This is a genomic window from Candidatus Zixiibacteriota bacterium (genome assembly GCA_035380245.1).
In the GTDB taxonomy this organism is placed as follows: domain Bacteria; phylum Zixibacteria; class MSB-5A5; order GN15; family FEB-12; genus DAOSXA01.
Window position 1 is genome coordinate 257,842 of sequence record DAOSXA010000003.1, and the last position, 23,544, is coordinate 281,385.

A 23,544-nucleotide genomic window follows, 5' to 3' on the forward strand; every position below is an offset into this window, starting at 1 on the left:
AACGCGACCTACAGTTACTACGCCCCGGAAGTCGACTATTATTGACTATATACTGCTTTTATTATCGACTTAATGGTCGGATTCTTTCGCTACTCAGCGTTGTTTTCGATCTCATCGGGATTCGACAATGACGCTTCAACCGATTGTGCTTCTTCAGCTTCCAACGCTAACAGGCGATTCGAACGCTCTCGATACAATTGGCCGATTACGGCTGCTACAATGAAGATTACGGCGGTGTAGTATATCCAGAAGCCGATTGCGAGCAGAAAAGCATAGGCCCCGTAGATATGTTTGAGCGTAACATAACTCGTTACGTATTGTTCGAAGGCAAAACCTGTGACATGCCAGAGAATAGCGGCTGTGGTGGCAGAGACCAGAATTACTTTTAGGCGCGGGCGCTTTAGCGGGACCACAAAATATACCAGGAAGAAACCGGTCCAGCCGATGACCAGCGATAAAATAGACATCCATATTTCACCTAACAGCCCATTTCCTTCGGTCGAGAAGAAGGGGATATTGGAGATAAAATTGGAGATGATATCGATCAGGGTTACCGTAGCGGTGGACACCAGGAAAAATACCAGGACGAGTACAATAAATCCCAGGTCACGGATTTTACCATAGATAATGGATTCCGGTCGCCTGACTTTATAAACCGAGTTAAGAATAGTACGCAAACTGGAAAATAGACTGGAAGAAGCCAGGAGGATTCCGATCACACCGATCAAACCGGCAACGCTTTTATAATGACGGAACTCTTCCACCCGGTTAAAGACAATATCTTTGACAAACTCGGCATGTTCCGGATACGGGACGGTATGCTCAATGAACAACTCGATTTCATGTCTGATGGTCGGTTGTTCCAGCACTACTCCGGTTACAGAAAAAATAATCAACACCAGGGGGATTACGCAGATAAAGAGACTGAAAGCTAGCCCGCCGGCGAGCAGAAAAATGTGATGTTCATCGATCCGGCTATAGAGCCCGTACAGGTAGTACCACACCACCCGTCCTAACTCCAGGATGCTGTCCCAAATCCGTTTTACTAATGGCCGGATCCGATATGTTTTTCCGCTAGACATATTACCGCAATTAAAGTCCGTCGGCAGACAGGTCAAGAATTCAATAACTTATACACTGCCTCTTGATAAGAACCTTGTTTCTCTTCCGATGTTTTAATCGACATGATAGCGTTATCGATGCAATATGCGGCGGAAAGGATATGGCATGTCTCATGAAATGATCCTCGGTCTGGCCAGCATTATCGTTCTGGGTATCTGTTCGCAATGGTTGGCCTGGCGTTTTCATTTGCCGGCGATTCTTCTCCTGCTTGTATCGGGATTGCTGGCCGGTCCGATAGGAGGGATTCTTCGCCCCGATGCTTTGTTCGGCGAGTTGTTGTTTCCCATTGTTTCGGTATCGGTCGCGCTGATTTTGTTCGAGGGCGGGCTAAGTCTGCATTTTCGAGAACTGCGGTCGGTCGGTCGAGTGATTCTCAGTTTGACTTCATACGGATTGATTTTTACCTGGCTGGCGGCAGCTCTGGCGGCCCATTGGCTTGCCGGAGTCGATTTGAGAATGGCCGCACTGGGGGGAGCCATTCTGACCGTTTCAGGCCCTACCGTGATCGTGCCGCTCCTGCGCCAGATCAGGCCAATCGGATCGGTTGCGTCGATTGCAAAATGGGAGGGAATCGTTAACGATCCGATCGGCGCCATCTTAGCGGTGGTGGTATTTAACGTACTGGCGGCCGGGACAATGGAAAACGGCGCCGGGATAGTCATTAAGGGAGTGCTGCTGTCCCTGGTTGTGGGAGCTGTTTTCGGTATTCTCGCCGCGGCGGTGATGGTGTTACTGCTCAAGACCTATTCCATTCCGGATTATCTCCAGAATCCGATGTCGCTTATGCTGGTGGTAGCGATATACGTAGCTGCTGACTATGTCCAGCCGGAAACTGGACTGGCGGCCGTAACGGTCATGGGGATTGCTCTGGCAAATCAGCACTTCGTATCAATCCGGCAAATTGTCGAGTTCAAAGAAAACCTTCGAGTGATTCTCATCTCCAGTCTGTTCATTATTCTTGCGGCGCGTCTTACTCTCGCTGATTTGGCCGTAAACGACCTTGGTGGCTGGATGTTCGTTGCTTTTTTAATCCTGATCGTGCGGCCGCTTACCGTCTTGATTTCCAGTGTGGGCAGCAAGCTCAACTGGCGCGAAAAACTCTTTCTGTCCTGGATGGCGCCTCGAGGTATCGTAGCGGCTGCGGTGGTTTCTGTTTTTGCCATCCATCTGGCCGAAATAGGTTTTCCGGAAACCGACCGTCTGGTCTCGCTCATTTTCAAGGTCATTCTGGGGACGGTGGCGGTTTACGGTCTGACCGCACCGGTGCTGGCGCGTAGATTAGGAGTAGCCCGACCCGATCCGCAGGGTGTTCTTTTTGCCGGGGCACACCCGTTGGCTCAGCAGTTGGCTTTGGCTCTCAAGGCTGAAGGATTCCCGACCGTACTGGTCGATACCAACTTCGCCAATGTTACCGAAGCGCGGCAAAATGACCTTAAGGCGTATATAACCAACATCCTGGCCGAAGACCTTCATTACGATGTCCCGCTGGAGGGGATCGGTCGCTTGCTTTCAATGACACCCAACGACGAAGTCAACGCCCTTGCCGGGTTACATTTCATTGACTTGTTCGGACGTTCTCAAATATACCAACTGCCGCCGGTAGAAATGAGTCGTCCTCGCCGTGATACCCGTCGACAAATGGCCGGTTATCTGCGGGGAAGGTACCTGTTCGGAGATGATGCCAATTATACGATGTTGCGCTCGATGTTATCCTCAGGGGCGGTGGTCAAGAAGACGCAGCTAAGTGAGGAATTCACCTGGGAAGATTTCCGCGCTTTATACGGTGAACAGGTCGTGCTGGCTTTCGTTATCCCGGAGCCCGGACGACTGCGAGTCAACACCAGCGAGTCAGAACTCGAACCACAACCGGGGCAGACGGTAATTTGTTTAGTCTATCCGTTGGAGGGGGACAAAGGCGTCCGTCGTTAATAGGGCGAAGCTATGGTTCAACAATCACCGTCGGCGATTCTCTCTTTGATCTTTTCGGCTTTCTTACCGGCGGATTCAGCCTGACGGGTGCCGGAGAACTGACGAACGACCGACTGATAGGCCACCAATGCTCGCCGGCAATCCTCAAGCTCTTTCTCGTAAATTTCAGCCGCTTCGTAGGCGCAATCGGCTGCACGAGGTGTGTGCGGAAACATTGCCGCAACGGCGGTATATCGTTCCGCGGCGTCTTCGAACAACTCCAGCCGGTCCGTACAAAGTTTGGCCGACTTGATCAGGGCCGTGACCGCTCGTTCATCTCGCGGAAAACGACGGACCACTTCCTCATAAGTATTGACCGCTTCACGGTAACGACGCAGCCGATCCGAATATAAATCAGCTATCAGCATCAGAGCGTCATAAACACGTATGTGATCGGGATATTCATCAGCCAGTCGTCGAGCATCATCTATAGCCGCATCGTAATTACGATATTCGTCCGTTTGTATGCGTGCTCTCAGGTAGAGAGCATCACCGGCATCGGATACATCCCGGTGTTGGTTGATGACATCGGTCAGAATAATCACCGCCGTGTCGGAGCGTTTCATCGCAGAGTAGAGATGATTCGCCCAGCGAACCTTCATCATCGGCAGTGAATCACTTCCCGGGAAGAGTGCAATATATTTGCGATAAGAGGCATCGGCAGAAGCATTATTACTGCCGATTTCACAGGATTGGGCCAGCCAGATGTGTATTTGTCCTACCGCTTTGTTGTTTGGATAGCGAGCAATGAACTCGTGGGCGACATCGGTCAGAGCGGGCACCAGTTTGGGGATGCCAAGGGAATAAAGGAACTCAATATAAGCGAGAAACTGAGGTTCTTCTTCGTGCACGATAGGTGAGGAGTCGAGTATCTCTCGAATCTCCGGAAGCATGGTCTGGAAATCTTTCTCGCGTTGTACGATGGAGTTGAGGCTGTAGTTGGCTGATTCACGGATATCCGACTCGGAATAGATAAACATGATGCGCATCAAATCAGTAAAAGCACGGTACTCGTCTTTGCGATCCAGCCAGGTTTGAGCCCGGTAGAAATATGCCTCTGGCAACAACTCGGAATCAGGATAGAGATCAATGAACAAAGTCAGTTGCGAAATAAGATAAGGAGCCAGATCCTTCTCGTGGCGTTCATAAGTTGCCTTCAAAAAGCTTAAAAACTCTTCCGCCGAATATGGAGGCTGACCTGGTGTTGAAGTCGCTGCAACGATGAGAACAAGAGCCCCGATCGCGATTTTGGTTATGATTCCCATGTGCCGTATCGCTGTATCAGTTAATCCAAGCCTTTGATTATGCAAAGGAAAAGAAATTAAGTCAAGAACTTAGCTTTTCCTAACGAAATATAAACAAAAACGCTCGCAATTGCGAGCGTCTTTAATATCGCAATAATTACCTCACCTTACATGGTGACCGGCATACCCATCCAGGGCCAGATAAATCTCACGAAGATGGCCAGTACCACCATCAGGATTGCCGATGCCGGAAGTCCGGCGCGAAGGAACTCTCCACTGGTGAACTGCCTTGACTCATACGCAATAGCGTTTGGAGCAGCTCCAACGAGGAGCAGGAACGGCATACCTGCCACCGTTAAAGATGAAAACAGAATAACTTCGGGAGCGACGTTGAGATAAGGGGCTATAACCAGGGCTACCGGCAATGATATGGCTATAGCCGCCACGTTCATGATGAAGTTGGTCATGATCAGAACGAACAGCGATACTCCGAGAATAAACAGCAGCCACCCGGCGTTCTTGAGTAAACCGAGCCAGATAATAGCGAGCCATTCGGCCGCCCCGGTTTCCCAGAGGCAGAAACCGATCGACATGGCGCCGCCAAACAGCAGAATGATATTCCACGGGATGTTTTCGAGGTCGTCGATTTTCAGGATACGAGTTGCGAAGAATACGATCGTACTCAACAGAATGATGGCGCTTTTTTCAACGTTCTCCAGACCTGGAATGAACTTCCGAAAACTAAGCATCAGGATAACGATAACGACAGTTGCGAGAGTAACGATTTCAGTTCGACTGATCTTCCCCAGATTTTCGCTGAGTGATTTGACCCGATGTCTCAAGCCGTCGATCCTGCTTCGCTCCGGTTTGAACAGGACCATCATCAATCCCCAGAGGATGAATACCATGACAATACCGATTGGAGCCATGTAGTACGAAAGCTCGAAGAATGATATCTCACGACCGACAATGTCGTTGAAGAAGCCGATAGCCACAGCTCCGCGAGCTGCTCCCAGGAGAGTGATAACGCTGCCTGCTCCGGCAACGAAGGCCATGCCGATAAACAAGCCTTTGCCGAATTTCGTCGGGGTACTGCCGCGTTCGTAAAGGGCATAGACAGCCATGAGCAAAGGATAAACTGCCGCGGCTACAGCAGTATGAGCCATGATCAGGGTCAGGCCGGCAGTCATGATGAAGCAGCCAAGGTAAATCATCGAAGTCCGTTCACCTACCAGCATGAGCATGGAATATGCCATCCGTTTGGTCAGACCGGTACGTGTGAAAGCCATCCCGATGACGATCGATCCGATAATGAACCAGACCGAAGGAACCATAAAATCAGTGAAAGCCTTCTGAGCCGGGCGAATCAGGAACATGGCCTGAACGACTCCGATAACGATCGAGGTGATACCGATAGGGACAACCTCGAACACCCACCAGGTGGCGGCCAAAAGAAACAGTCCGAGAGCGGCTTTAGCTTCCGGTGAAAGGACGAATTCTTTACCCTCGGGATCAACGGCGTTCGGCCAGGCCGGCGACAGATAAACGGCAAAAAACAGAACCAGACCGAGAGCCATCATACAGATTCGCTTCCAGTCGATAGCGGATTTGACCTCAGCCAGGTGGATATCTGTCGGTTTGGGAGGAAGACTGGCGCCGCCGGGGGGCATGGACGGGGGGCCTTTTGGGGTTTCGTTCATAACCTTGCTTACAACTCCGTCAGCTTATGATCATGCTATATCGTTTACAGAAGCAGTTTGCCGACCTCATGAAATACATCAGCACTGCGGACTACACCGACAACACGGTTGTCTTTCACGACCGGCAGTAAATGCAAATCCTCGTTGACCATGATGTGAATTATCTTCGCCAAATGGCTGTCATAAGACACGGTTGCGGCAATCGGTTTGGTCACGACACTAATCGGTTGCTCGGCTTGTTTACGAAAGGCTTCGGGATCCTGAGTATAAGACAGTTCCAGCAAGTCGGGATCAACATCGACATCGAACAACTTACGCTGAGTCTTGGCCGATTCATGTGCGAACGTCGGCTCCAGCCCGCGCAGAATATCGCGTCGCCGAACGATTCCCAGCAGTTGATAACGCTCATCGAAAACCAGGAGGGCGCGCGGAAGGCTCTTGCGGCCGTTGATTTCGATCTCGGCGTTCTCGATTTCCGCAATCGCCTGACGTAGTGTGAACCAATGGGGAATGTGCGGATATTTCTCCAGAGGGATCATGATATCCTCTGCCAACTTGTCGGTCATTAGTGTCTCCTCGGGACAGCCTTTAAGGTTTGTTGCCGTATCGGCCACTTGGTTGTCGCATTCGAACTGAAACGGGTAGCCGGAATTTTGGCTTATTTATCGGTTTGGCCGCAAAGATAAGCAGGGTTCTGCTTGGCGGGCAAGCACTTTCTATCACAATCGCCCCGGCGCCGGTTCATGATCGGGGTGTTTACGACCTATGTCTTAAGTTGACTTTGTTACGAGCTCTCTCTATCCTCAAATCGTCAAGCGAAATCAGGATCATGAATAATGGAAATTGACGAGCTCTTCAGTGTAGGCATGGTCATTCTCCTGGGGTTGTTGGGGGGAAAACTCTCCCACCGGGTCGGAATACCCAAGGTTACCGGTTATATGATTGTCGGGCTTGTTTTTGGTCCCTCGGTCATAGGATTGATTTCCGATACTACCCTCAGCGACATTCACATGATTAACGATATCGCTTTGGGGATGATCCTGTTCGCCATCGGGGGAGAGGTTGACTTGAATCGAATGCGAGCGGTCGGTCGCCAGGTTATTCTCATCGCCGCAGCCGAAAGCCTTGGGGCGATGACTCTGGTGTTCCTGATCGTGCTGGCCATTACCGGCGACTATGGCCTAGCGGTTCTCCTGGGATCGATCAGTATCGCTACCGCTCCCGGGGTGACGCTTCTGGTAGTTCGCGAGTACCGGACGCGCGGAACTTTAACCGAACATCTGCTCGCCGTTGTGGCGCTTAACAACATCTTTTGCCTGGTCGTGTTCCGGCTGTTCTTTGCGTTGTATTCTTATCTGCACGGTGAGCCGGGATTCGTGACTCTGGCATCGCTGGCCAAGGAAATGGCCGGTTCGATCATCATCGGCGGTACGATTGGAGCGATGATCACCTACTGGGAGCAGAAGATCGATGATCTCTCTGAATTACTTCTGGTGATTATCGGCGGTCTTTTACTGGGGATCGGGCTTTCCAAAACGTTTGGGATTTCCTACCTGATCGTGTGCCTGATTATCGGCGCCGTAACCAACAATCTTTCAATGATGCATCGCCTCGTCTATGCCGAACTGCGCCAGACCGAGATGCCGTTCTACATAGCTTTCTTCGTACTTTCGGGAGCTTCATTACATCTGAATTCAATGGCGCATCTGGGTTTACTCGGTATAGCTTATTTAGTGACTCGCCCGCTCGGGAAATATCTGGGAGCTTATCTGGCCGGGCGTAAACTGGGCGCTCCCGATGCGGTTACCAATTTGATGGGGATGGCACTGCTGCCTCAAGCCGGAGTGGCGATTGGGATGGTCCTGACGGTTTCAGAGGTGAATCCCGATCTTGGAAGAGTGATCGGGACAGTGATTCTGTCGTCCGTTATTGTCTATGAAGGTGTCGGCCCGTTCCTGACACGTCTGGCGCTCTCCCGTGCTCATGAGATATATCTGAAGGAATAGCAGGTTCAGAAACTATTCGGGAATTGATCGCAGGAGTCAATCCAGTCCAGCCAGAAATCGAATCCTTTTTCCCGGACTAATTCTCTGACACGACGAAAACCCCCGCCATACACGGCATTTATATCATCCGCTATCCAGCCGGAGTAGAAATCCCGGTCCTCACTGTCAAGACGGTGAAGGGCTAAATACGCGGCATAATGACAGGAGCCTTCGGTAAGAGTATCACTCGCGGGGCTGTGAAGATTCTGAAATAAACGGGCATGCATCAATTCATGAGCGAGGGTGGTATAGGCTAGTGTACGAGGAAGACCATATAGTATTTCAATTTGTAATTGAACCAGTTCTCTGTTCTTATCTGACTCATGATATTCCGCATGAGTTATGCCGAAATTCATTTCAGCAATACCGCCGCCTTTCTTTTGCAGGTTGTCGCGATCGAGCAGGTTAACGATAATATCCTCGGTATTGACTATGATGTTGTCCCGAGCCAGGCTGTCGGCTACTTCGAGCATCAGGCGATAAGCCTCGGTGCGATCGGTAATGGAAGTACTAGCGCAAAGGTTGCATACATTGCGACCGTCGCTGTACTGAACTCCGCCGCCGGTCAGCTTATCGGAGATCAATCGACCACAGTAGTCACAGGCGATGGCATCATGCTGATGGCGGGCGTGATACCGATTACCCCAATAGTCGGTATAAAAGCTATCCCTGATACTTCCGCCGCAATAGGCGCATGTGCCGACCACACTATCCCAATAGCAGTTGTAATGATACGTCAGGCTGTCTACTCGTTGGAGGCTGTCAAGAATAGGTTTGCCGCACACGGCACAACGAGGAGCGATTTTCTCGGCATAACACAAAGCGTGATAAAGTTTACCGTCGATTTCGTAGTATTCACCCTCGATGACCTTGTTGCAGACAACACAACGGGGAGCGAGGTTCTGGAGATAGCAGTCGCTATGGTAATAAAGACTGTCGATTTTAATGAATTGATCTCGGCCTATCGGTTTACCGCAATAGGCGCAGACGAAATGCTCCGGGTGATACACGCGGCCGTCCACTTCGATGTAATCGCCGATAATGGGTTTGCCGCAACCGGCGCAAATCATGTCGCAGGCGCCGTATATCAACGTCCCGACACCAACCAACAATACCGCCACAGACAATACAAGTCGGTGGCGGGTGATGATCGAAAGGAATTTCACGGGATTTTCTCCCGGACTATTTCGCTGTATAGACAACCGGTTCAGTCATGCGCGGATCGTTTAGGACCATTGTAGTGGCTGAGCCGTAACCGCTCACTCCCAAAGCTCGATAACCGCTCGGACTAAACGAATCGGGGGCAATGATGCGCTCGACAAAATTACCGTGTGAGTCATAGCGATAGACGCCGTTGTGATCCGCAACGATAATGTACCGGTCGCGATAGGTGCGGTTGATCCCGTATCTCTCTTGATCGATCGGGACTCCCTTCCGGTCGACTTGAATTGCCACCCTGGTTGGTAAAAGGAGCGGCGATTGTCCGTCGTTACCGCCTTTAGTGACGGCACAAATAAACATCCCGGAGTCGTTAAAGACGGCAATGCGGTTGTTGCCCCAGTCGGCCACATAGATATTGCCGACCTCGTCCACGGCGATGCCCTCAGGACTTGACAACAGGTGTTCATTTATATTTGAAGTCGGATCGGGGGAGAGCCGCAGTTCGGATTGCGAGCCGCCTTCATATACGATCAAACGGTCGGTTTTCTCACAGTCAATGACCAGATAGCGGTTATGAATTTTATCGAAAGCGAAATCACGCCAGTTCGGTAAGGTTTTAAGTTTTTCGACAAGTGTCTTATGAGGTGTCGGTGCTTCGATCTCTTTGTCCTGCAGCACGGCCAGGTAATCCCTATGGCCGGTCCAGGAGTTAAAACGATCACCCCGGTCGGCCTTGCTTTCGGATAACTCAATACGATGCGACAGAGCGAAAGCGAACGGTGCGAGTCGTGGATCGGGGCAACTTATTCGCCTGAGAGTCGGATAGAACCCTGACGCATGGGCGGTGAGCTCAACCACTTTCTGGACCTGGATGGAGTCGTGAGTGATAATGTAGCCGGATGAGTCGATCAGGTTGACCGGGACTGTTTCACCGCTATACTCAGCGCCACCGGATATCCAGGGGAGTTCGATCAGATCGGTAACGGGCGGTGACGCTTTGCCGACGGTGCGAGCCTCGAACGATGGGGCCAGTCCCGCAATGAGTTCACCCTCCGAGGCAACCGGTTCGATAACCGGATGCCAGTTAGCATCGATATACGGCTCGTCGGGAATGCCGAGCGCGAAGCCGTCATAACGCCGTTCCGGGAACCGGGAATCGGTAAGGACACGGTCCTCGGCTGCAATGTACACTGACTTTTTCGGCATACCGTACACCCGCATCATGCGAATGAACTCCTGCCGAAAGGCCAGCGGGATTTGATCCGGTTTGGCCAATGACTCGTACAGCACTATCTGCTCGATCCCTCCGATAGTATCAATCAACAGACTGTCGGGGCAAATCACAGCGCTGTAGTTGTCCAGGTCGATGCGGTCGAAGTCGACGATCTGCACGCAATCACTGCAGCGACGTGAGAGGTAATTCGTATAGCCGTCGATAGCGTTATAAAACGAAACGTACTCGGGATTGGTGGTGAAAACGGAATCCCGCAGATAGGTGAATATGGCGGCGGCGCGACAACAGTCGCCGCGATCATCCATCGCTCTCACGTTCAGGATATGACCTATCTCGAACAGCGCTCGACAGGAATGATTATCTTCCACGAGTGGTTCGAGCAACTCCATGGCTCGATCCAGATTTCGTCCCGGCACCCAGTCCAGGGCCGCGACATAGCGTGCCTCCAGAGCATACTTATTGCCCCCTACTTTCTCGAGAATACGAGCGGCGTCGGCATAGGTGCTCGAGTCGAGATCGCGATGTCCCTCGAGGGTTCGAGCCATGCCGGCGTAGAAGTTAACGGCGTCGTTATCCATGGCTTCGGCGGCATAATGATCGAGATAGGTGTCCAGCCGGTACAGGCAGTTATCGAGCCAATTGGTAAACGATGCTCCTACCCGCAAAAGGAATTTGACATCCTCAGCCGTCAACCGCTGTAGATTCTCATCGGGTAAAGCCTTGTCGTTGCGGCGCAAAGAGGCTGCCTGTAATACAAGATGTTTGTGAGCGGCGCTGTTACGTAATGCCGACAGACGGCTGTTATAATCCGAAGGACGTTCGGTACGACTGTAGAAAGTCTGGAAGCTGTCACGGGCATGTTCGAACTCACGGGCGTTGACCAGAAGCAAAGCGGCGAAACTTCGCCAATAGCTGTATTCATCCAACCCACGGGCAACACCGAAGAGTTTATGCGCATTGCGATAATCCTCTTTGAGGAAACGACCGGTAGCATCCCAAAACAGAGAATCGGCTCCAAGACCTTTGCGGGCATCACGGAAACGCATCTCGGCAACCTGATCGCTGGGGCTGAGCAGGCGAAGCAGGGCAAGACGTGAGGCATTTTCGTAGGATGTCATCGACTCGAAATCGCGATCCTGAACGGTTTCTCCTGTTTTCACGGACAGATAATCAAGATCACGCACGATTGCTGCGGCACCGGCAGTATCACCGATCGCCAGTTTCAAACGGGCGCGCTCGTAAGCGAGATCGAGTCGCCGCAGTTGTGCCGCGAGAAGAACACGTTCACCTGCGGAGTCGGAAGGTGTTTGATAAGGGTCGAGTATGCCGGCATAAACAGCGTCGGTTTGATCGAGAGTCTTTCCGATCTCCGTGGCCTGTTCGGACGGCAATGTGCCGAGTGAATCCAGCAGATAGTATTTTTCCGTTACCGCCTGTTGACCGAGGATCTCAGCGGTCATGATTTGAGACCACCAATAAACAGTATCCTGGGCGTCACGCGGTACACGCTCGAACCAGGTACGAGCGGAGTCGAATAAAACGGGATTGCTCTCCAACTCGGCCATGCGATAGAAACACCAGCCGCGACGGTAAGCACATTTATCCTGCAAGGTCGGATAATGAGCGGAAAGACCGGATGGATTGTTGGGAGCCAGCAGGCGATACATACGCAGGTACAGATGGGCCACACGAGCGAATTGATCGCTGTCGTTTCTGGTCAGGGCCGAATCATAAGTCTGCCGTGCCGCCAGAAGAGTGTCCACCGGCTTGATGTTACTTTGAGGCTGTTCCTGTGCCGTAACCGTGACGGTCATGGTCAGGAGAATAATAGTAATGCCGAAAAGTATTGTCCGTGCTCTTGTCATCAAAAGCTCCCAATAAGCGTTATCATCGAGACGCTCGACTCAGTTTACCACCTGGATCGAAGGTCGCCAGTGACCGTAGTCGTCTCGGTAGCTGCGAATGAAACACAGAAGGTTGCCGATCCCGCGATCGCAGCCTTCCCAACCGGAAGGGATTTCCACCAGTCCGCTTCGGTCGATCAATACTCGCTGTCCGATAGGATCGAAAACATACCGGATCCAGCCGTAATAGCAGGGGTCCTTGAACTTCCAATTACTCAGAACGAAATCCTCGATTTCGAAAAATGAGCCCCAGTTTTGTAAATCGTTGCCGTTGAGCAATTCAACTTTGTCCACCATCGCCAGTTGATCGACATATATCCTGAATTCAACCGTTTGATTGTTCGCGGTCGACAGCCAGCCTCGGAAGTTAAAACGGCGGCTGTTCTCCTGGTCGATCTGGAATGTACATTCTCCGCCCGGTGTTAAGACGATCCCTGCCAGACCGCCGGTGTAGGTTGTGTCGCTTCCGAATTCGGGCTGACAACTGGATACTGTCTCGGGAAGTTTCTGCTCGCATCCTATCCCACCGAGAAGCAACAAGCCTAAAATGATTACGACCGGGAGTATCCCGTTTGTTTTATTCTTAAGGGTTACCATGACAGCCTGACCTCGTCATTTTGGCCTTCATCGATCCGATCAAGACTGATATCCTGTGGAAAACCCTCCTGCAGGCAGACGTGGAAACTATGCTGTATGCCCAAAGTGTCACGGCTGTTGGCCTGCGCCACCATGGCATCGAATTGTTTCTCCAGATTGATCACTGTGCTCAGATCGACATCGGGCGGACAGCGCAGAACGGCTGTTATCTCTTTCTTCAGACAGTTGGAACCATCGATCAATTCTTCGAGTCGTTCCGAAAGCCCGAGCGAGTCACTCAGGCCGTATGAGCTGTTACCGATTGTGCGGTTCCAGTTGGAACGCCAATCCATTTGCAGGAAGGTAAGATTGTCGATCCAGAGGAGGGAATCCCCGGCCTTAAGCTGGATCAACAACTGTGCGCGGCCATAGTCGGTTTTGGGTACCCGGTTCATTTTACCGAGCTCTTCCTCGAACTGTTGTCCCGTACCGCCCGAGGTCAGCACCAGGAAGAACAACAGAATAATGAAAAACAGGTCCATGAGAGGGAAGAGCATCCATTTGCGTCGTTCTCGACGATGTCTGAGTGCGGAACTCATATTTGCCCTTCCTCACCGGTGCCGTAGGCGACCAGGCTGACGTTCTCGATGTAAGGATACCTTTGGGAACAAGCCTCAAAGATGTAATTGATGATCCGCATCTTGGTATCCGGATGAGCTCGCACTCGGATTTTTCCGGGAAGTCCTTCGCGACCTTCCTCAACATGGTAGGCATACTCGGTCAGACAGGAATCGATATAACGTCCTGCCGGTGTTGTCGCGAATTCCTCCATCGACATGGCCGCCAGACTACTGTTCGGCTGGAATGAAATGGTGTCTCTGGTTTCGAATGGAGCGTTGAGCACCCGCAACAACATGTGATCGTTCTCACTGCCTTGGGTTATGTCCGGAGCGGGTTCGATTGCCAGGGTCAGATAGGGGAAGGGAGGTACTGTCGTAGGCACCTGTTCCTCCGAGGTCGTACCGACAAATACCGCAATTACCACGCCGAAAACGATGAGCAGAAATATGATGTCGATCAAACCGACAATTTCCCACTCTTTGGCAGTCATTGGTTTTTGCAGAGGCATCGACTTATCCCTATTGACCGGTTACATTCTTGTTCTCGACAGCCGGTTTCACATCGTTGCCCGGCTGTATTTTAATGGTATCCCACACGTCGGCGCCGAAACTGGTCCAGACCGAGTAAATGCGGTCCAGTTTATAGCTGTAGTAGTAGTAATGGATCATGAACAAAATACCACAGACCAAACCGAAAATAGTCGTCCAGAGCGCCTCGTAAATCCCGCCGCCCAGTTTCTGCATAATCTGTGTCGCTCTGATTCCTCCATGACTGATCTCCATGAAGGCTGAACTGATACCGGTGACGGTACCGAATAGCCCAAGCAATGGAGCGGTAGCGCCGAGCGCCCAGAGGACATCGAGGAGACTTCGTTTGCGTAAGTCTTCATATTCGGCCGAAACACGCAAATCGATGGCATCGTCGAGATTTTGCTTGCTGTTGATCGCATTCGAGAGCGAATGCACCAGCTTGACCGAGGGGATATCATCGGTTTTCCGTTTATTACTAGCTGCTATTTCGAGGAAAGAAGGGACACGGTCGGCGATGGAACGGAGAACGCGCCCGTGGAAAGCCGAGCGGGACAGATGATTGACGATAGCATTTTTATACGGCTCTCGGTAAGCCGGATTGTCCAGTCGTTTTGCTTCGTTATCGGCAACTGTTTGGCATTCATTGTATCCTGAGATGTCGCGGTTAACCACGAACAATCGTGTGGAACGGAACAGCCACCAGGTGCGGGGGAGCAAGAGCACACAGCCGATGAAAAGAAACAACACGAGAGCATCGAACGCACGGCGGCCGAGAAATCCCGATTTGTTTAGTACATCGAGCGGATCGTTCCACCCGGCTCTGGAGAACAACCAAAAAACGATAGCAGCCGGGGTATAACGGTCGGGGGGGATGAACTCCCGTCCCAGCTTACGGAAAGGTTCACTCTTGTATACGCTGTCACCCCAATAAACCAGCACCTGAATGTAATGGTAGTCAAGGTCGCGATCTATTCCGCTGCTGATTGTGAACTTCGTAGCCGTATCACCGGCATTGAATACTTGATAGTTGGCCGGGTTGGTGAAAGTGCTGTCGGTGGTCGAGTAAAGAACCTCGGAATGGTCGATATAGCTCAAATCCAGCTGTGCTGAATCACCGTCGAGTACCGTCTGCACCTTCCATTTCACTATCAATTGATCTCGTGTGTCGCCGTCATCGTTGATTTCGGCAAAATGTACATCGCTTATACAGACAGCGATATCCGGGTGTGTACCGGTAATATCTCCCTGGGTGAGAGCCGTCCCGGCGATTGCCAACACGATCCCTGCCATAACCAGATTTAACAGGGCTGACTTTTTTTGTAATGTAGTCTTCATCTGTCCTCCGAACAGTCTGTTCATATCCTTTCCCGAATCCTCAGCGACGAAGCTTTTGTATGAGTCTTTGCATCAATTCCGTCGTTTCCGCATAGCCACACGCATCCTTGTCCGAATAGAAACGGCAGACCGATGCGACCGCACGTAAAGCTTCCTCCTCGCGGCCGAGTTCCATGAGCACACGCGCCGACCAGAGCTGAGCGTCATCGGCCAGCTCCATGTCGGTATATACTTTATATCTGGGGTATTCGCTGTCGAGAGCGAGATGATACCCCTCCGTCATTTTCTTCAATACGGCCAGAGTCCGTTCCAGGGCCGAATTATCAGTCGATCCCATGACCTGACACTCAGCCAGCTTCAGGTGTGACAGGTCGGTTAAGGTGCTGTTCTTCCCCGATAGCCCGGACACTGACGCAAAATACCCGGCGGCTTCATCGTACTTGCCCTGCATGGATAGCGCCGTACCCAGCAGGAACTGTGATTCATCCGTAACGTCGGCGAGTTTCAACAGCCGTTCGGCGTTAGTCAGAGCGTCAGAGGTGTCTCGTTGTCCCGCAACCGCACCGATAATCAACCATGATTCACCGCAGGCCAGAATGTTATGGGAGCCCATCTGTGCTTCGGTATGCTCGTTTTTTGACCTTGCCTTGTCGTATTCTCTGACCGCTTCCTGAGCTTTGTTATGCGCTGTAGTTGAGTCATTTGTGTTCACAGCTTGTTGGAACAACTTCTGTGCATCTGCGGCTAATTCATACGCCAGCCCGTAGCCCTTGATCAGATCGTAGTAGCGCCGCTTGTTGGGGACATCTTCTTCAGTCGCGAGTTTAGTGGCGGCCTTGTCAATGATATCCATCGCAACGGGATAGTTGGCTACGACATGCAAGTGACGATTGCGTGAAGACAGGGTTGGATCACAGTCGTCATCGAAGAATCGGCTGTCGCGACGTTTGCCGAATTGAGCTGTCAAAGAGATGCGGAAATCATCATCGAGTCGATCATGGTGTCCCCAGGCGGCATCCAGTCGCAGATCGAATTTCTCCTTGCGCCAGGTGATGCCGGCTCCCAGGGCCGGTTCGACTTCATCGTCGCCGACTTTGTTAAGTCCGGCTCGAGGAGCGATTACCGCGTTATCGAGACGCCAGGCCAGTTCGAAACCGGCGAATACGCCGATACCGCGCTCAGCATCGAGAATCTTCTCGTAATCGTTTGCCAGCGTCAGGCCGAGGCTGTCGTTCCCGAAAAGTCCTTGTATCGCATAGCTCCAGCCGAAACGCAACGAGGTGGGGTAGTCGTCATCGACACCGCCGAAACCGACGCTTGGGGGAACTAAATTCTGAACGTTGATCCCGAGCCGCAACGGGATCAGGAATTTCAACGATGCGATATCCTTGATCAACGGCGGGCTCAACAGTTGCACCTGTGCCCCGAGGTCAAGACCAAAACCGAAATCCGAGTCGTCGCGATCCCCGGCGTCGCGAATGCCCTGGCTGATCATCTTGAAAGTCATACCCAATCCGAGCACACCCGCAGGACCGGTGAACTCACGGGCATAGCCAACCAGTAAAGCCTGCTGATAAAGCCCGAATTCACCGTCGCCGATTAAATTGTTGTTCTCATCACGCAAGTCGAATTCATCGGAGGAAAGATTGATCCCGGCGATTCCCCAGGCAGTTTCCGGACCGTACAGCCAGCCCAATCCGCCGGTCGCCGCGACGTTGGGGCGGGGAAGAGCAAAAGCTACGAAGTCGTAGGTGCTCAGCCCCATCGGTCGTGAGTACATGAAATACCCGTCGAGCTTTCGTGGTGCGCGAAGCAGCCCGGCGGCGTTGTAGAACAAACCTCCGGCGTCGTCCGACAGAGCGACATAGGCTCGCCCCATGCCAAGCGAACGAACCGAGACACCGTAACGAAGGAACTCACCGGCCTGCCCGGCGTCACCGTCTTCAGCCGATACCATCGGAATGAAAATAATACCGATCAGGAAGCTCAGTGTAAGAACAACCAGCGTCGGTCGTTTTATCATGTTGTTGAGCAGTGTGTGCCTTCCCATTATCGCACCACCGCAATCTTGATAGTGCCAATCTGCGATCCGTTCTGTTCCAGAACGCAGATATAACCTCCCCCGGCAACCGCTTCACCCCGGCCGTTATGCCCGTCCCAGCGAAAATTGGGATCACTTTCTCCGGATTTAATACCGGCCGTACCGGCCGGAACTGTTCGCTCGAGCACGAGATTGCCGAGCAGATCATATATCGAGATGGTGATGTCGGTATTGTCCTCGGCCAGGAAAACCAGCTGTGCCGATTGCCCTTCGTCGGGATTGAACGGATTCGGGAAACTGTGTGGTTTGTCAATCCTCAGGAATTTCGTTTGAGCGATCTCACTCCTGTTTTCGGCGCGATCTTCCAACCGGGCAAGAATAATCTTTTCATCGAAGCCTTCGCTGAGACGAAAAGTTACCGTTTCATTGAACGATGAGAGCGGCAATACCTGCGGATCGTATTGAAGACCTTCTTCCCAGACAATCGCCGCCTGCAATTCTCCGAATGGTCGCTCGATTCCTTCAAAACGCATTTGAATCACAGAGCCGGAACCGGATGTAGTCAACAGTACAATGGAAACGTCTTCGGGAGCAAACGGGTCAACTGTGATTTCCGCATGGTCGGTCAACAACGCTCCCCCGACCCAGGCCTGGAGATACAAACCCTGAGTCGAGTCTCCCGCGAAGGTATAAACCGTATCGAACGGCAAGGGTACATCGTGATATCTTCTACATGTATTGATACTGCCCGGATCAAGGCTGGTGCACAGATAAAGTGAATCGGCCCGTGATGCACCCGGAACGGCAACAGTCACGCCAACCGTGCGTGAGTCAACATACTCAGTGTCGTTGGGATCTAACCGATCATACAAGGTTAAACCGGCTTGTAGTCCCTTTTGCACTCGAACTGAATCGTACGGAGTTGACGTATAGATATTACCAACCCGGTCCTTTGCTTCAATCCTGAATACATAATAAGCGTTATCGTAATCGAAATCGAAAATCGCCGAATCAGCCAGCGCCGCCGCCCCGCCGCCGGTGCCTAGCGGCAAAGTATCGGTGTGTATTAACTCATCGGAAGGGGAGTCATACGCCGACCATATCAACGTAACTTCGTCCAGACCGGAGTAGTACGGTGTGTTCAGGTCGCTTGCACTCCAGTACAACATGACGCTGTCGACCGCATAGAGGCTGTCCAGTCGGGTGATGTCTATTGAAGCTGTGGGCGAAGTTCGGTCGAATCCAACAGAAATATCAGAATCGGAAGGTGTCAATTCGTTGCCCGGTCCGGTGGAATCCGGCCAGCCTGCAGGCCGGGCCAAATCCATCGCGCCGACTGCGAATTGATAAAAGTTGTCGCCGGTTGAGATAATAAGATTTGATAGATCGTATTCGAAATCCAATGTGCCGGGAGTGGGCCAGGACGTAAGCAAGCTCCAGGTCGTCATCCCCACGATACGGTAATAGAGGCCGACCGTATCGAGTCCGGCCGGTTCTTCGAGGCTGAAAGACGCGGTGAGGTTGCTGTTGTTCGTCATCTCCCCAACCGGCTGACCGTCTGCGAGCAGTTCTATTGTGCTAAGGATGGGTGGAGTTTGGTCCTGAACGGAGGCACGAGGCTCTGAGTATATCCGTGTGTTGACCCCTTTCACGGCAACCACGCGATACCAGATCGTATCCTCCGGCAGCAGGATCCCCTCGGCGTCCTCAGGTATACGGATGATCACCGTTTCTGAGAGGTCGATATTCTTAGCGGCATCCAGGAGAGGGGAGAAGGTTGCTTTGCGCGACCATTCTAAGAGAAATGCGCTGACATCACTGGAATCGATCCAACTCCCCGGGTGCCAGGTTACTATTTGATAGTCACCCTTGGTGTAGTCCGGGAGAGGTTCTACCTGGGGCAATTGGGCTATAGCGAAGTCCGCTGACACCGTCAGGATAAGCGTAAATATGAACAGCAGCTTTAGCAAGTTCTTCATCGAATCAACACCATCTTCTTGTTGATAGCCCCCAACCCGTATTCCAGTCGATAGAAATAAATTCCACTGGCAACCTGGCAACCTTCAGTATTCGTACCGTCCCAGGTGGCAATGTAATTACCGGCCGGTAATTCCTCGTCAACCAGACAGGTTACCGTCATGCCGAGAATGTTATATACTGTCAGATTTACGTGACAGCGTGACGGCAAGCCGAAAGGTATGTCGGTTACCGGGTTGAATGGATTGGGATAGTTTTGATCGAGAGTCCATGTGGTCGGGATCGGTGTGTTCTCATTCTCTGTAACATCCGTCGCAATGGTCCATGCACTGTCGGTCCAACCGCTCTCGTTGATACCGCGGATTGCTTTAATGCGGTAATAGACCGTTGTGATGGAAGGATCCCAGGCGTTAGGGAACGTGAAACTGGTATCCGTACCGGGTACGACTCCGAAGTTGCCGGCCTCTTCCGGGATACCCAACGAGAAATGGTTCGGGTGCGAAGCGGCCTCCAGTCGGAAGCTGTCGGCGGGTAAGGCATCATTGTGGTGCCAGAAAACCGTCAACTTGCGAGAACTTACACTCAGGCTGTCCGACAGAACACTCGGGCATGTAAGCACCTCCAGACAGACCTCATTATTGTCCACCGTTTGCTCGTTGCCGACCGAATCGACCGCCTGAATACGATAGTTGTAGTCACAATTGGAGGCATTCCCGACGCGGACACCGTCGATAAATACCGTATCCTCCGTTATGGCATACAGGTGGAACTCGCTCCGATCGGGATCGGTCCGATAGATATTGTAATGTTGCAGTCCGCTGCCGCCGCGATCGGCTACCTGCGGCCAGGTGAGGTAGACGGCGATTGAATCCTCATCGGGAGTTATCACTGCCCGCGAACTGTCAAGCGACAAATTCGTTACTGCTTCCGGCGGACGGGCGTCAAGGAAAGCACTCACCGTATCCGTGAAATAATCGGTTGACCACAACGATGCGGACTGATGACCGAACCGATCGATCCCCCGGATTCTGAAATAAAGCATGTTGTTATCGTTGTTGACGCCGGTTGGCCCCAAATTGACCGTGAGAGGAGTATCAAGAGCGGCTGCTCGTGTCTCCAGCATCGGTAAGGCATCGAATCCCGGCCAGAGACTGACTTGGATTACCACGGAATCAGCACCGTAAGTGAAATTCTGGGCCGGGGCGTAGTTTTCGTCGAGCCAATACCAGCGAAAAGTCAACGACGAGGCATTGAAATATCGGGGTGAGATCGGAACGACTTGCGGTGTGTAGGCCCAAATCGGCTGTACCCGCGCCGTAGTCTCGACCGCATTACCGGGTTGGCTGAATTTATCGATTGCCCGAACCGTATAGCGGTAGTCCACGCCTTCGTTCAGGCCGCTGTCCATGAAGCCGTAGCTGGTTTGCAGATCATCGGCTGTGATCGTCGTGTCGAGACCGGTTCGGCTGACCCGAAATGAATCGATAAGACTCGGGCGCACGAAATCCCAACTCACATATATGCTTGCGGCACTCGTTCCGATCAAATCGGGATCGAGCGGTTGCGGTACCGTCGTGAGAGCTTGCGGTGATGCCGGGAGTGTCATATAAGGAACGGTGCAGGGTTGCGACCAGGCCGTCTCCATAATAGAGTCCGTCGCGTTTTCAATCAAGTCAGCCTCGCGTTCGTATTCCTGCACGCGGAAAACATAGCGGCCGGTATCATTGACGGCGCTGAGATTCGGAAGAGTATAGAAAGACCGCATATAGTTGCTGTCCAACCAGACCTCAGGATCGGCATCTTCTCTGAGATAGGTTATTTCAATCCGGTTGCCCCAGCTTTCGGCCAGGTTGGGTGTAGGGCGAGTCCAGAAAATCTTGATACTGTCGGCCCCGGTGATGGTGCTGTCGATAACCGGCGCACGATTACAGAAGGCCGAATCGATCGGCAGCTTGAGCGGTGCTTCGCGGCCGACCCAGTTGACCGGAACCACGCAATAGACGTACCACTCGTAAGTGGTCAAAGGACCTGCGTCGTAGTGGTCGGTGTAGTCGGAACTATCAAACGGCACCGCCGATTGTGTCGTAACCGAGAGCCAGACATCGGGGGTATTTCTTCGAAATATATGGTAGGCGTATATGTCCGGCCGGTCAGGTTTTTCCCAGTTGACATAGATATTGCCAAGGTAGGACTCAGTCGCATGCTGGTTCGTGACAGTGAGATCAGCCAATTGAGGCGGATCAACCGCCCAGATCGTAACCATTTGGTCGGCCGACCAGCGACTGCGGGTGCTGTCGTTGAACACCGTCTGGATGCGCACACGCACGCGAGAAGAGTCCTCTTCGGTGTCAATCTCAATATCATCCGTTGTCAGATCATCGATAGCGACATCGTTGCCGTTCCATTGTAAATTATAGCGAGCGGCATTAGTTGTATCGTTGAGAACATTCCAATATGCCCAGAAAGTGGACTGACCGCGATAGCAGCGTCCATCTACGATCGTATCGCAACTGAGTGAAATGAGTTCCGGAGGAAGATGCGGGAAGTCATCGCCGGTCCAACTAGTGGTTGTGCGGTAGTTACCCGCTTTGTCCTTCGACAGAATGCGATAATAATAACGAGTCCGAACCAGACCGTCGACATCCCAATAATAATCACGATACACGACCTGATCCCCGGGAACGGAATCGACTGGAGCGCCCCAGTTTCCAGCCGTCGTTGAGCGGTACACATAATACCAGTCGAGTCCGCTGACCGCTTCAAAAGCCGCATCCCAGGTTACGAGCATGGCCGCGCTGTCGACACCCTCTATATAAGGATTGGGCGTGACCGCCAGGTTGGATATATCTCCGGGCGGAAACGGGTCCATCACCACCGACAGTGCGTCGGACCAGTCGCTTTCATGACCTAGCTTATCTTTGGCCTTACAACGCACGTAATAGGTATGGCCGTTGACATAGGCCGAGTCGTGGTCGGGGGGAAGCATGCTCAGTGTCCGCGAAATGGACGAGGGCGTGTAGGTTATCCATCCGGTGGTAAAAAAGCTCCAGGCGGAGTCGCCGGTCGTAAAATACTTCAGGCTGTCGCGAGCGATCTCAAACCTGATTGAATCGGCTTTTTCGGCTGGTGCGACGGCGTTGGAGGCTCCCGTCATCTCTATATTGAGTCCCTTGATAAAGCGAGTGGAACCGTTGTCGTAATCATAACCGACTGTCAGAGTTGGAGTGGGAGGCGCTGAAGAATCAGGCATGACGCCGGCTGTGGCTCGACCGCCGCGCCGGTTGCCGACGGCATCGATGGCGATCATTTCATAGAAAGTGGTAACGCCCTCAATCAGTCCGACGTCGCCGGCCAGTGTTTCCTGGTAGAGATAAGTATTGTCCGGGGAAGTGTCGCTGACAGTGTCGATCACGGACCAATCGTTCGATCCGATTTTTCGCTGAAGCTCATACTCCACAACACCGCTGATCGCATCGACAGCTCCAAGCCAGTCAACTGAGACCACGCCCCCGTAAGAGGCTCGGGCCCGAACCGGTCCGGCGCCGGTAGAATCAAACTTAACGCTATCGGGAGGGCTGTTGTCCAGCGTCGTGAAAACGGTGTCGGAAAAGCTTGTATCGGCAAGATCCGGGCAATAGGCTTTGGCAAAAAAGCCGTAGGTGTGTCCATCGAGGAGATTCTCAAACACTACCGCCGTAGTATCAACCGCCTGACTCAGCAACTTGTCCGGATTGTAGCAACCCCTGATGATGCCATCGGCCTGATCGAAATAGCAAACCTCGGTCAGGTCGGCGTTTTCCGCCGGGATCATCTGAACAGTGACTGCCGTCCCCGACTGGTAGGTCGGAAGTGAGCCGACTTCGGGTATATCACAGATCTGCGCCTGAACGATAGATGCTGATAACCAGAGTCCAATGAATAACGCCGGAAGCAACAACCGGCGATAGAATTCTCTATAGATCATTACGAAACTGGATGCCTCCTCCCGTGTGATTTCATCAACTTGGCGGGTTATAAAAGTAAGACATATACATTAGCTCGGAGTTGCCCTCTCAATGCTCTCCCAGTACCATATAATCCCTGCAT

The 23,544-nt window shown here is 52.3% G+C and carries 15 protein-coding genes; 2 read left to right on the top strand and 13 right to left on the bottom strand.

The features are described 5' to 3' along the window. Positions 1-89: 89 nt before the first annotated feature. Positions 90-1,082: a YihY/virulence factor BrkB family protein gene (locus PLF13_11445; GenBank protein HOP07890.1), complete on the bottom strand. Its 993-nt coding sequence runs from the start codon at positions 1,080-1,082 to the stop codon at positions 90-92. A 145-nt stretch (positions 1,083-1,227) separates the two neighbouring features. Between PLF13_11445 and PLF13_11450 the strand changes: the two genes are divergently transcribed. Further along, positions 1,228-3,051, top strand: a complete 1,824-nt coding sequence (locus tag PLF13_11450; GenBank protein HOP07891.1) for a sodium:proton antiporter — start codon at positions 1,228-1,230, stop codon at positions 3,049-3,051. Between the two features lie 17 nt (positions 3,052-3,068). On the opposite strand, the gene PLF13_11455 is transcribed toward PLF13_11450, so the two are convergent. The 3 genes from PLF13_11455 to PLF13_11465 form a co-directional block, all read right to left on the bottom strand. Further along, the gene (locus PLF13_11455) at positions 3,069-4,250 is read right to left on the bottom strand and encodes a tetratricopeptide repeat protein (protein ID HOP07892.1); all 1,182 of its coding nucleotides are present in this window, start codon (positions 4,248-4,250) and stop codon (positions 3,069-3,071) included. Positions 4,251-4,501: 251 nt separating this feature from the next. Beyond that, complete coding sequence (locus tag PLF13_11460) at positions 4,502-5,914, bottom strand: SLC13 family permease (protein ID HOP07893.1); 1,413 nt, start codon at positions 5,912-5,914, stop codon at positions 4,502-4,504. Positions 5,915-6,078: 164 nt separating this feature from the next. Then, the gene (locus PLF13_11465) at positions 6,079-6,600 is read right to left on the bottom strand and encodes a CBS domain-containing protein (GenBank protein HOP07894.1); all 522 of its coding nucleotides are present in this window, start codon (positions 6,598-6,600) and stop codon (positions 6,079-6,081) included. Positions 6,601-6,870: 270 nt separating this feature from the next. Between PLF13_11465 and PLF13_11470 the strand changes: the two genes are divergently transcribed. Next, positions 6,871-8,040, top strand: coding sequence for a cation:proton antiporter (locus PLF13_11470; protein ID HOP07895.1), 1,170 nt, complete (start codon positions 6,871-6,873; stop codon positions 8,038-8,040). A gap of 5 nt (positions 8,041-8,045) precedes the next feature. On the opposite strand, the gene PLF13_11475 is transcribed toward PLF13_11470, so the two are convergent. Genes PLF13_11475 through PLF13_11515 form a run of 9 tightly spaced genes read right to left on the bottom strand, consistent with a single transcriptional unit; the run spans position 8,046 to position 23,422 of the window. Beyond that, positions 8,046-9,245: a protein DA1 gene (locus PLF13_11475; GenBank protein HOP07896.1), complete on the bottom strand. Its 1,200-nt coding sequence runs from the start codon at positions 9,243-9,245 to the stop codon at positions 8,046-8,048. A gap of 16 nt (positions 9,246-9,261) precedes the next feature. Continuing rightward, positions 9,262-12,339, bottom strand: coding sequence for a hypothetical protein (locus PLF13_11480; GenBank protein HOP07897.1), 3,078 nt, complete (start codon positions 12,337-12,339; stop codon positions 9,262-9,264). Positions 12,340-12,378: 39 nt separating this feature from the next. Continuing rightward, a complete protein-coding gene (locus PLF13_11485) occupies positions 12,379-12,975 on the bottom strand; it encodes a hypothetical protein (protein ID HOP07898.1) in 597 nt (198 codons plus the stop codon). Beyond that, positions 12,969-13,553 (bottom strand): hypothetical protein, encoded by a 585-nt coding sequence (locus tag PLF13_11490; protein ID HOP07899.1) that lies wholly within the window; start codon positions 13,551-13,553, stop codon positions 12,969-12,971. The genes PLF13_11485 and PLF13_11490 overlap by 7 nt, the downstream gene beginning before the upstream one ends. Next, on the bottom strand, positions 13,550-14,083 hold the full coding sequence (locus PLF13_11495) for a hypothetical protein (protein HOP07900.1): 534 nt from the start codon (positions 14,081-14,083) through the stop codon (positions 13,550-13,552). Before PLF13_11495 ends, PLF13_11490 begins: the two co-directional genes overlap by 4 nt. A gap of 10 nt (positions 14,084-14,093) precedes the next feature. Next, the gene (locus PLF13_11500; protein HOP07901.1) at positions 14,094-15,440 is read right to left on the bottom strand and encodes a MotA/TolQ/ExbB proton channel family protein; all 1,347 of its coding nucleotides are present in this window, start codon (positions 15,438-15,440) and stop codon (positions 14,094-14,096) included. Positions 15,441-15,480: 40 nt separating this feature from the next. Then, on the bottom strand, positions 15,481-17,490 hold the full coding sequence (locus PLF13_11505) for a hypothetical protein (GenBank protein ID HOP07902.1): 2,010 nt from the start codon (positions 17,488-17,490) through the stop codon (positions 15,481-15,483). Further along, positions 17,490-19,460, bottom strand: a complete 1,971-nt coding sequence (locus PLF13_11510) for a hypothetical protein (protein HOP07903.1) — start codon at positions 19,458-19,460, stop codon at positions 17,490-17,492. The genes PLF13_11505 and PLF13_11510 overlap by 1 nt, the downstream gene beginning before the upstream one ends. Further along, complete coding sequence (locus PLF13_11515) at positions 19,457-23,422, bottom strand: T9SS type A sorting domain-containing protein (GenBank protein ID HOP07904.1); 3,966 nt, start codon at positions 23,420-23,422, stop codon at positions 19,457-19,459. Before PLF13_11515 ends, PLF13_11510 begins: the two co-directional genes overlap by 4 nt. Positions 23,423-23,544: the final 122 nt, after the last annotated feature.